Source organism: Aerosakkonema sp. BLCC-F183 (assembly GCF_041929145.1).
Taxonomy (GTDB): domain Bacteria; phylum Cyanobacteriota; class Cyanobacteriia; order Cyanobacteriales; family Aerosakkonemataceae; genus Aerosakkonema.
Genome location: NZ_JBHFNU010000043.1, coordinates 61,629 through 72,602 on the forward strand (window position 1 = coordinate 61,629; position 10,974 = coordinate 72,602).

A 10,974-nucleotide genomic window follows, 5' to 3' on the forward strand; every position below is an offset into this window, starting at 1 on the left:
CCAAAAAGCGCTAATGGCAATACAGCTAGTTTTTATTGTTTACCAACTATATTGGTATCACACGCCAATTTTGATTCGCATTTAGCAATTAGGGATGTACTCGCACACGGTAACCCAGCTACAGTCAAGGTTTCAAATTTCTTTTGGGTCAGGGTACGAGTATTTTTAGGGCAGGCGTAACTATTCTTGTTATTTTCATAAATACTACTGTCGAGTTATTAAGTTTCTAGTTCTAGAGTGGGTTCCAAATTAGCTGTAATACTTTGGAAAAGTTGCAAAGCGGCTTCTAAGTCTTCCGCAATTTCAGAAGCCAAAACATCCGGTGTGGGAAGGTTGTCCGAGTCTTCTAAACTTTCATCCTTGAGCCAGAAAATATCCAGGCTGACTTTATCCCGTTGCATTAGCTCTTCATAACTAAAAGCTTTAAATCGTTCAGTTTCTTGACGGTTATGGCGATTTTCGGCATGAAAGCACTGGATAAAGTCTTGCAGGTTTTCGGCACGTAGGGGATTAGTTTTCAGGGTGAAATGCTGGTTGGTTCTAAAGTCGTAAATCCAGAGGTTTTTTGTCCAAGGGTCAGCGCTGGCGGGTTTGCGATCGAAAAATAAAACATTCGCTTTCACCCCTTGAGCGTAGAAAATCCCTGTAGGCAATCTCAGGAGGGTGTGTACGTCGCATTCGTGCAGTAATTTTTTCCGAATCGTTTCTCCTGCACCGCCTTCAAAAAGCACGTTATCAGGCACGACAACGGCAGCTTTTCCGTTAATTTTTAACAGGGTTTTGACGTGCTGGAGGAAGTTTAATTGTTTGTTGGAAGTAGTCGCCCAAAAGTCATCCCGGCGATAAACTATTTTCTCTTTATCGGCTTTACCATCATCGTTGAAAACCGTGATGCTGCTTTTTTTGCCAAATGGGGGGTTAGTTAAGATTAATTCAAACCTATCGCCTGGGTCTGCCATTAAGCTATCTTTGGCTTCAACCGGGCTTTCATCGCCGCTAATCCCGTGTAAATGCAGGTTCATCGCACACAGGCGCACGACTCCATCCGCCACATCGTAGCCTTTAAAGGTCTGATGTCTGAGAAACTGCTTTTGACCTTTATCGAGTTGGTAATGCTTGTTAAGGTAGTCGTGAGCGATGAGGAAAAAGCCACCCGTACCGCAAGCGGGGTCACAAATACGCTGTCCAGATTGGGGACGCATGACTTCTACAAGGGCTTTAATTAACGGTCTGGGGGTGAAATATTGCCCCGCCCCGTTTTTGGTGTCTTCGGCGTTCTTTTGCAGCAGTCCTTCGTAAATTTCCCCTTTTACGTCGATATCTAACCCAATCCAAGTTTCTGAGTTAATCAGATCAATCAGTCGTTTTAGTTTGGCAGGGTCTTGAATTTTGTTTTGGGATTTCCGGAAAATTACGCCTAAAAGTCCTTTTTCTTTGCCTAAGTTTTCTAGGGTATGGCGATATTGAATTTCTAAAGCGTCGCCATCTTTTAACCGTAATGTTTCCCAGTCGTATTGTTTGGGAATAGTGGAAGTTTTGCCCAAGGGTGGGGGGAGTTGGGCTTGTTAATCTACCATTTTTAGAAATAACAAATAGGTAAGCTGTTCTACATAGTCGCTATAACTTACCCCGTCATCTCGGAGGACGTTGCAGTAATTCCAAAGTTTTTGAACGATGGTAGATGATATGTTACTCATGTTTTTAAAATAACAGCTAGCTTTGATTGTTTGATGAAGGTTGGGGAATTTGGTCTGCGGTTAAAGTGACGACTTTTCCATCTTGCCAAATGCTAATTGATTCCCCTAGCTTACGATGCCTTTCTATTGCTTTAGCGACAGCAGTTTTCACGCCCGCATCAATTTTTTGATGGAGTTCTGTTAGGGGAATTTGGGGGTGATTTTCAGAGGGTGATTTGATTCCAGATGGCGGGTTCATAAATTATTATTTCTTGGTTGTTTCCTAATGCAGCAACTAATTGAGGGCTAGTCCCAGAATTATCGTAGACTATCCAAGTATCGCACAGGGGAAAATACAAGTCAGTGAGGTTTTTCCGTCCCCGTTCATAGCGACGGCGGATGGTGTCTTCTGGGATATTATGACCCCCACTTTCTACCCGTCTGCGGACTCGTGCGATCGCTAATTCCGGGCTTTGTAACCAAAAGTAAATTAAGTTAATCTGATACCCTTGATTTTTACAGTCTCTCAAAAAACGGGCATAACTGCGAGTTGCTAAAGTGCTTTCAAAAGCAAAATCAACTCGATCATTAACTAAAGTTGCCAGTCTTTCTAACATTAATCGTCCGGCTTGAATGGCGACGGATTCAGGATTAAAGGGAGAAAGTCCCGCCGCAATTTCATCGGCGTTGACATATTCAAAAACTTGGAGGAAATAAGGGATAATTTGCAGGGCTGATGTGGTTTTACCTGAACCGTTTGCCCCACCAATTACGTACAAATTTGGCATTATTCTAAAGGTAATTCTAATTGGATGCTTGATTGAGTTTTTGATTGAGTCTTTCTTTTAGTTTTAGTTGTTGTTTGTTTAGCTTTTTCGGCTTTGATGCGTTCTAGCAGTTTTTCGGCGGGTTCGTCGTTGGGGTCTTGGGGGACGAGTTTGCCTTCAAATGCTTGTTTTAAGATGCTTTGGCGAAGTTTTTCAGCACGTTTGAGGTTGGAGTTTATGGTTTTTTCGAGTTGGTCAATTACAGATAAATGGCGTTCAACTTCATTAATTATCTGCTCCATCTCTTGCAATGGTGCAATAGGAATACGAATACAACGTATACGGTCTTGACCTATATTCCTCATAGACTCTTGATTACCTGTCGAAAGTCGTTCAATGTCATTTCTTCCTTGGCGACTTCGGAGAGTAAATAAAATCCATTTTGATGAGAGTTCCACAAAATAAAATCTTAAAATTTTATCACTTAGCATAACTCTTAGGTTTACTTTTTTAGCGATTACACAGGCTCCTACAAGCTCAATTGTATTTGCCCTACTAAATAAAAAATCTCCTTCTCTTACAAACAATTCAGGATTTATTCTAGATTGCTCCGTACAAGTTTTACTCTCTAACTCATTAAATTCTCCCCAGGTTACTGCACTAACCTTTATAACTCCTACCGCTTCTGGTGAAGGAGGATTTTCATTTTCACATTTGAAGCTTTTACCTGCTTTTATATCAAATAAGACTGTATCTAAACTCGCCCAACACCACCCATCAGGTAATTCAGGTAAATCAGAGGTATCGGGTGCAATGGGTTCTTTATATTTCAGCTTCCAACTGTCATCCTTGGGGGTTTTTCCCTGTGCTTTCATTTTCGCCAGTTGTTCGGCTTCCCACTTCTCCCGTCGCTGCTTGAGGATGCGATCGCATAAAATTGAAGCTGGTTCTAATTTCCCTTGATTTGCTTCCCGCCATTCTTTAGTTAAATTTCCTTCAACTGCGGCTTTTAACACCGCCTGACGGTAGCGTTTTAATTTGGCTTTTAGCTTTTTAAGTAACTCTACCCCTGCATCAAGTTCAGTGAATAGTTCCTCAATTTTGGCAACGATGCGATATTGTTCAAGAAGCGGAGGAAGGGGAACCAAAACTTCTTTAATATCTTCAATATGAAAATTCTTAATTACTCCAGCTTTGATAGTTTTTTGAATATCAATGTTATCAATGTAATTATCTAAAGCGAAGGAAAGGAAATCAGAAGATAAATACTGATGAAACGGCTTTATTAAAGCCACACTAACAAATAAACTAAATTTTTTATCAGTTTTTACTACTGCTGTTCTGCCAATAGTTCCACTCTTTGTTATTAGAATATCAAAGGGTTCTGGATTACATCTGTCGATTAATTTGAGATGTTCTTCCTGGGAAATATATTTGCACTTAGCAAAGTGAATTTTTTTATCGTAAATATCTTTTACTGATAGAAAAGGAATCCCAGACGGCAAATAAGTTGGTGTTTTATGTGCGCCATCCGTAATTTTTATGCTAATATCCTCTAATTTTACCCACACCCAACCTTTCGGCAACTCATACAAATCCTCACCCATTACGCTGCTAACACCTCATTCAACTCATCCAAAATATCCATTAAATCATTCCCAAATAATTGATAACCCTTAAACGCTTCTTGGGGCATTTCCTGTAAATCTTCTACCTCAATCCGCACACTGGTAATAATATGCTCCTTAATTTTTTCCAACCAACTCACCTGCTCAGACGTAAAGTTTTTACCCATTAACCACTGTTGAAACTTCTCCTCAACCGTCACCGAGTAAGGTTCTAACGTCTCCGTTTCCCCCATCGCAAAACGTACCAGAGAAATAATATCCGTCAACAGCTTTTGTACCCCTGCACCCCTCACCTTATCCGCTTCCAACTGCGCGTAGGCTTGCCATACTTTCTCAGGTGTCAGGTTGCAGGGTGGACGTTCTAGGGCATTCGCTAACTGCTTAATCTGCTCATAGGTTAACCGTCGCTGACCGTAAGGCTGATTATACAGAATTTGCAGAGCGGTAATTTCATCTTTTTTAGCCTCAAGACATTGGCGAAAAGTCTCCACTGTCGCCATTGCCTTATCTCTAGCACTAATATCAAATCCCGCTGATAAGATTAGATCCTGAGTGACAGTATCAATAATCTGCTCGTTTTTACTCTTAATCTCCTTGAGCAAATTCCGAAACTGAGGATTATCAAACGGTTGACAAGCTTGATTAATTAACACCTCAGCCGCTTGCTGTTGTTGTGCTTTTGTTGGCTTTGCAGTCTGAAATTGCTTCACCGCTTGTTCAATTTGTATATCTGGGTCGAGAGCATCGAGTAAATCTCTAGTAATCTGTTGAATAGACTTAGCCCCAGCAACGCTTTTTAATTCCGTGCGTTCATCCGCATTCAATTTTTTATCAAACTTTGCCAACCTTCCCGCCAAAGACATTAAAGTGTCTTCATCTCGCACATCGGTTGCTACACTTTGGAGTAACGCATCAAAAGGAACACTTCGCTTTCTTTCCAAAGGTCGAGAATCGGTTTTATCCGACTCACACACCCCCACTACATCCACAATCACGAATTGTTCTTTCACTTCAGCATCCGGGGTGACACCTTGAAAATCAGTTGAATTAATCGTGCGGGTTCCCCGTCCTTTCATTTGTTCAAAATAAATCCGCGATTTCACATCCCGCAGAAAAATTAAACATTCCAGAGGTTTAATATCTGTTCCCGTTGAAATCATATCGACAGTCACAGCAATGCGAGGATTATAAGAGTTACGAAAACTGGCGATTAAATCTTCGGTTTTCTCCCCAGTTGTGCGATAAGTAATCTTTTTACAAAACTCATTTCCCTTCCCAAATTCTTCCCGCACAATTCGCACAATATCTTCCGCATGGGAATCATCTTTAGCAAAAATCAAAGTTTTCGGAACCTCAGTTCTCCCAGGAAATATCTCCGTAAATAATCGCTCTTTAAACGTGCGAATCACCGTGCGAATTTGGTCAAGAGCAACCACAGACCTATCCAACTCCTTCGCAGGATAACTTAAATCCTCATCCAACTGCTGCCAGCGAACAGCGCGAGTTTGCCTATTTCTGGTATCAATATAAAACCCCGCTTGAATCGTGCTACCTTGTTCCGTAATCTGGGTACGAATCCGATAAACCTCATACCCCACATTCACCCCATCAGCCACCGCCCGTTCGTGGGGATATTCCATCACCAAGTTTTGATTAAAAAAGCCAAAGGTTTGTAGAGAAGGTGTTGCCGTTAGCCCAATAATAAACGCATCAAAATATTCTAAAACTTGCCGCCAAACATTATAAATCGAGCGGTGACATTCATCGGTAATAATAAAATCAAAAGTTTCGAGGGGAATCTTCGAGTTATAAACCACATCCTTGGGTTGCTGGTTTTCTTCATTCCCATCAAACAGAGATTCTTCCTCACTCTCTGCCTCAAATTCAGCCTCTCCCCGCAACATCGAATAAAGACGCTGAATCGTGGTAATACAAACCTTATTCACCGGATCAATTGTATTAGACCTTAACAACTGCACGTTATAAAGTTCCGTAAACTTCCGCCCATCATCGGGGGTAACATACTGCTGAAATTCTTTCTCGGTTTGCTCTCCTAAATTCTTCCTATCCACCAAAAACAAAACCCGTTTCGCCCCTGCTAATTTAATCAGCCAATAGATAAAACTGACAGCCGTATAGGTTTTACCCACCCCCGTCGCCATTTGAATTAAAGCTCTAGGGCGATTTTCCTTAAAGGAGTTAAATAAACCCGAAATCGCTTCTTTTTGGCAATCTCGTAAATCCTCTGTATCAATTTCGGGTAACTGCTGCAACCGTCCTCTCAGGGTGTCCGGTTCTCTTAACCATTCCTGTAACGTTTCCGGTTTGTGGAAAGCGAATACCCGTCTTGAGCGATAATCTGGATCGCGAGCATCTCGAAAATAAGTTTCTTTGCCTGTGCTTTCATAGATGAAGGGTAAAGGTTTCTGGTGACAGGCGAGAGTTTTGGGTAAGTTAAAGGAATATTTGTCTGATTGTATTTCTACACCACTGAGGGTTTGACCTACAGGTTTCGCTTCAATAACTCCAACAGCTTTGCGGTTAATGAATAGCAGGTAATCCGCGAACCCAGACTTCAGGGTATATTCCCGCACCGCAATTGCCAACCCTGCACCCAAGTTGATTTGGTCATAGTCTTGAACGTGCCAACCTACATTGGTGAGAAGTTCGTCTATTATTTGCCTAGCTCGTGCTTCGGGTTTCATATCGAAGATTTTACCAAACAAACATGGACAAACTCTGTATCTTTCAACTTTGAACGGAGAGGGTGGGATTTGAACCCACGTTGACGTTGCCGCCAAAGCGCATTTCGAGTGCGCCGCATTCAACCGCTCTGCCACCTCTCCAACAGGTGCATGATATATCATAGCGCTTTTTTCGATAAACTGCCAACCCCTCAAAGCAGAGAAGCTCGATCTTCTGTTAATTCGAGCGTTGTCTCAAATTGCCCGTCGGCAGTCAATTGGATGGCCCCACTACGGCTGGGATTGTAGATCTGAGTTTTGGCTTTTTGCAAGTAAGTGGCAGTTTCCGGATCGATCGCGCTAGAAGTAGCGATCGCAACTCCTGGTTGTAGTACTTTCAGCAGTTCGGGCGTTATACGCTGTCCAGACCACCAAAGCACCAAATTCTTTGACAATTCTCTTTTCCTTGCCAAAAGTTTTTGTTGATCCGGCTGAATATCTCCCAATAATATCCAACTTTGTTCTTTAATCTGGAATTGCAATATAGGAAACTCCACATTGATTAATTTAATTGTTGTCGAGCCTATCTGCAAAGTTCGATCTGCTGTCAAAGGTTGGTAATTTGCCTGACCGAATTGGACTGGATTGAGAGAAGGCTTACTGTTAGAGTCGTTTGTGGACGAAATATTACCGTAAAAATTTGCAATAGGCAAACGTTCCTGGATTATAGACCATCCTCTGCTTGTTGCCTGCTGGGTAGTTGTAGCGATCGCCCAATCTATTTTATTAATGCCTTCCTGCTGCAAAAAAGGTAGTATAGCAAAGCGGGCTGAATTACTATCTCCACTATTAATTAATGCCACCTTGCCTTGGTCTTGAATTACCATTACAGGTTCCCTACCTGTTGCCAGCACGGTCACCTGAAACAATGTTACCGATTCTTGCCAAATTGGGATAGCAACAAGAGCGATCGCCACAATTCCTGCCAACCACCAACGACGATGCCACCAACGTAGAAGCCAAACTAAACAAATTATTCCGTAGAGCGCTATTAATTGCAACATAGATATAGCTCCAACTGCTACAGAATTACCCGGTAACTGGCAAAAATATTCTACTAGGGCAATCAACCAGTGAGTAGGGTAATACAGCGTCCAAGCTAAAGCGCTTCCTGCCAACGGCCAAATCAATGCTGCTATTGCACTGATAAACCCACCTATACTGATAACAGTCACTAAAATTGTCGTCGTTATATTAACCGGTAAGCTGTAAGGAGAAATTACTTTAAAGGCGTATAATTGTAATGGTAATGTCCATAACGAAGCAGCAATTGGAATAGCTATTACAGAAGCCAATACGGGGGGTAACCAGTCCAGCCATTGTATTATTACTGGCGCTGTTACTAACAATCCCAAGGTTGCCAAAAAACTCAGTTGAAAGCTTAAATCCCAAATCCACAGAGGATTGAAGAGCAGCAATATAGTGGCAGCGATTAAAAAAGAACTAAATTGCCTAATTTTTCGCTTCATTACTAAAGCAATTAAAGCTCCTACTCCCATTATAACCGCTCGTAACACAGGCGCTTGTAACCCTGCCAAACCTATAAAAAACAAAAGAGCTGTAATACCAGAAACAAATTGCACTCGTAATTGTAAACGTCTTGTCAGAGCTAAAACAATACCCAAAATAAGCGATACTTGAAAGCCCGATGCTGCTAAAGCGTGAGCTAACCCAACCCTAGCAAATTGGTCTCTGATTTCCGGAGATAAATATAAGTTTACTGTTTGACTTCCCAGAACCATTGCACTGACCAATGGCCCTTCCGGAATCCCCAACCAATGTGTCTGGGAGCGAATAATTCTTTGTCTGATCGTCCACCATCCCCATTGAGAACTGGCTTGTTCGTTAATTAAATTAACCTGACGACCTTTGAGACCTGCAAAAGCACCTTGTTGAGCTAAATAAGTTTTAAAATCAAAGCTGCCTGGATTGGTGGCGGATTCGGGTTTGTATAAAATACCTGTAACTCCGATCGTTTCGCCAGGATATAAACCTGTGCCTTGAAGTAACGGTACGGTCACATACAATTTGCCTGTAACCTCTTTGCCTACCTCCACAGGGCGATCGGTACCGACAATTTCATCGAGTTGCGTCACATTTAACCAAAATTGTACTCTTTGACTGCGGGTGAGGCGGGGCATCTCCTCTATTTTGCCCCGCACCGTGACTACTTGTTCGAGAGCTTTTTCTTGCAAACCAATGTCATTAGTTGCTGGTTTTGGTACTTTTGTCTGGAAATACAGACTTGCCAGCAATCCGACAACACCTGCTGCCACCCATAACCAGGACTTAGGCCCTTTACGCCACAAACGCGGCACCAGTGCTGCCGTTCCTATACCTAAAACAAGTACGGCGTAACCCCCCCAAGGAGGAAAAGCCGTAAATAATAGGCCAAGAATATAGGCCAGACACAGAATAACACCGCTTGTGGCTGTTCTCATGATTCAAGGTTCGTTTCTAGATTGACAAACCCAGCTTCAACCCCAGCACAGCATGAACGAACAACAAACAAAGTGCTGTAGTGCCCAAATAGGCATGAACCGTGCGGAACGATACTTTATCGTTGCCAAAGCGGGTCAGAGCGATCGCGGCGTTGATACCCAGCAGTAACAATACTACAGATCCTGTCCAAAAATGAGGGCTATTTAGTATTGCTTCGTGCTGCATCACCAAAGACAAGACCCCACCGGTGTATCCTGCTGCCAAGAACAGAAACATCCAAGGTGCCACTTTACGATGATCGGATCGACTTTTATTTGCGGTATTTGTATCGCTAACTAAACGTCCGCGCCATCCAGCCCATCCTACAAAGCTACCCATCACGAAGATGACTATCGACATCATCAGGGGATGTCCCCAATGAACTATAGGATCGGGAAGTCCCATGTTTCTGAATACATCAGCTATTGGTTCTAGAAGTTGGCTCAGATTACTCACTGTTTCCAGACAATACTCAGTTCTTAGTTTTACTTATGCGATCGAAGTTCGGAATTTGGGTATTATAGATGGGGAATTTTTCCCATTCCCCAATCCCCTTCATTAAGATACCAGTTGAACTGGCAACTGCTGCACAGTTTCCTGAGATTTTAGCAGTGGAAAACCAAGTTTTTCCCGTTGTTGCAAGTAAAGCTGCGCTACTTGCCGTGCCATATTGCGAATTTTACCAATATAGCGAGTCCGCTCGGTTACAGAAATAACTCCTCTAGCATCCAACAGATTAAAAGTATGAGAACATTTCAAAACGTAGTCAAGGCTCGGTAAAACAAGCCCTCGCTGTATTAATTGCTCTGCTTCCTGCTGGTAGAGGTTAAAGAGGGTAAAGAGCATATCTGAATTGGACGCTTCAAAGTTATAGACACACTGCTCTATCTCACCCTGGAGGTGAACATCTCCGTAGGTAAGGTTATCCGTCCACCTAATTTTGGCGATCGCATCCGTTTCCTGAAGATACATCGCCAATCGCTCCAGCCCGTAGGTGATTTCGATTGACACTGGGCGACAATCGATGCCGCCGCACTGTTGGAAGTAGGTAAATTGGGTTATTTCCATACCATCTAGCCAGACTTCCCAACCTACACCCCAAGCTCCTACTGCGGCGTCTTCCCAATTATCTTCCACAAAGCGAATATCCCGCTCTTCGGGACGGATACCCAGTGCCCTCAGAGAATCCAGATATATCTCTTGGATGTTATCCGGTGAAGGTTTGATCAGAACTTGGTACTGATAGTAGTGCTGAAAGCGGTTCGGATTTTCGCCATACCGTCCATCTCCCGGACGGCGACAAGGTTCCACGTATGCAACTGCCCAAGGTTCGGGGCCGATCGCTCTTAGAAAGGTATGAGGATTCTTAGTGCCTGCACCTTTCTCTATGTCATAGGGCTGGGCGATGAGGCAACCGCGATCGCTCCAAAACTGGCTTAGCGTAGCAATGACCGACTGAAAATTCACAAATTTTTTCCTGTTGCGCTTTTACTGACTCCATCATTTTGGCCTAAAAGCTTGCTGGTAAAAGCTTTTAAGCCATTTTAAAAAAATATTGGCAAACCGCTTGACACTCCTTGGCAGACTTGCTACATTAATAAAGCGGCGAGAGAAACGCAGCGAAAGCGGCGGCTCGAAACGCACCGAACCTAGAAAAAATTAATAGTTTGAAAGCCAG

General features: G+C 42.8%; 9 protein-coding genes and 1 tRNA gene. All 10 read right to left on the minus strand.

Annotation, left to right across the window (positions count from 1 at the left end; translation table 11 throughout):
- Window positions 1-218: 218 nt before the first annotated feature.
- The 10 genes from ACE1CD_RS11410 to glyQ all read right to left on the minus strand — a co-directional run bounded on the left by ACE1CD_RS11410 (window position 219) and on the right by glyQ (window position 10,763).
- A complete protein-coding gene (locus tag ACE1CD_RS11410) occupies window positions 219-1,544 on the minus strand; it encodes a class I SAM-dependent DNA methyltransferase (protein WP_374824036.1) in 1,326 nt (441 codons plus the stop codon).
- 21 nt (window positions 1,545-1,565) lie between these two features.
- Window positions 1,566-1,697, minus strand: a complete 132-nt coding sequence (locus ACE1CD_RS11415; RefSeq protein WP_374794972.1) for a type I restriction-modification system subunit M N-terminal domain-containing protein — start codon at window positions 1,695-1,697, stop codon at window positions 1,566-1,568.
- A 16-nt stretch (window positions 1,698-1,713) separates the two neighbouring features.
- Complete coding sequence (locus ACE1CD_RS11420; protein ID WP_374794971.1) at window positions 1,714-1,935, minus strand: hypothetical protein; 222 nt, start codon at window positions 1,933-1,935, stop codon at window positions 1,714-1,716.
- Window positions 1,901-2,464: a zeta toxin family protein gene (locus ACE1CD_RS11425; protein WP_374824039.1), complete on the minus strand. Its 564-nt coding sequence runs from the start codon at window positions 2,462-2,464 to the stop codon at window positions 1,901-1,903. The genes ACE1CD_RS11420 and ACE1CD_RS11425 overlap by 35 nt, the downstream gene beginning before the upstream one ends.
- Window positions 2,464-4,050: a restriction endonuclease subunit S gene (locus ACE1CD_RS11430; protein ID WP_374824042.1), complete on the minus strand. Its 1,587-nt coding sequence runs from the start codon at window positions 4,048-4,050 to the stop codon at window positions 2,464-2,466. The genes ACE1CD_RS11425 and ACE1CD_RS11430 overlap by 1 nt, the downstream gene beginning before the upstream one ends.
- Window positions 4,050-6,776, minus strand: coding sequence for a DEAD/DEAH box helicase family protein (locus ACE1CD_RS11435; RefSeq protein ID WP_374824045.1), 2,727 nt, complete (start codon window positions 6,774-6,776; stop codon window positions 4,050-4,052). The genes ACE1CD_RS11430 and ACE1CD_RS11435 overlap by 1 nt, the downstream gene beginning before the upstream one ends.
- A 54-nt stretch (window positions 6,777-6,830) precedes the next feature.
- A tRNA-Ser gene (locus ACE1CD_RS11440) sits at window positions 6,831-6,917 on the minus strand.
- A gap of 50 nt (window positions 6,918-6,967) precedes the next feature.
- Complete coding sequence (locus ACE1CD_RS11445) at window positions 6,968-9,256, minus strand: ComEC/Rec2 family competence protein (RefSeq protein ID WP_374794967.1); 2,289 nt, start codon at window positions 9,254-9,256, stop codon at window positions 6,968-6,970.
- 16 nt (window positions 9,257-9,272) lie between these two features.
- A complete protein-coding gene (locus ACE1CD_RS11450) occupies window positions 9,273-9,752 on the minus strand; it encodes a DUF4079 domain-containing protein (protein WP_374794966.1) in 480 nt (159 codons plus the stop codon).
- A 102-nt stretch (window positions 9,753-9,854) separates the two neighbouring features.
- Window positions 9,855-10,763 (minus strand): glycine--tRNA ligase subunit alpha, encoded by a 909-nt coding sequence (gene glyQ / locus ACE1CD_RS11455; protein WP_374794965.1) that lies wholly within the window; start codon window positions 10,761-10,763, stop codon window positions 9,855-9,857.
- Window positions 10,764-10,974: the final 211 nt, after the last annotated feature.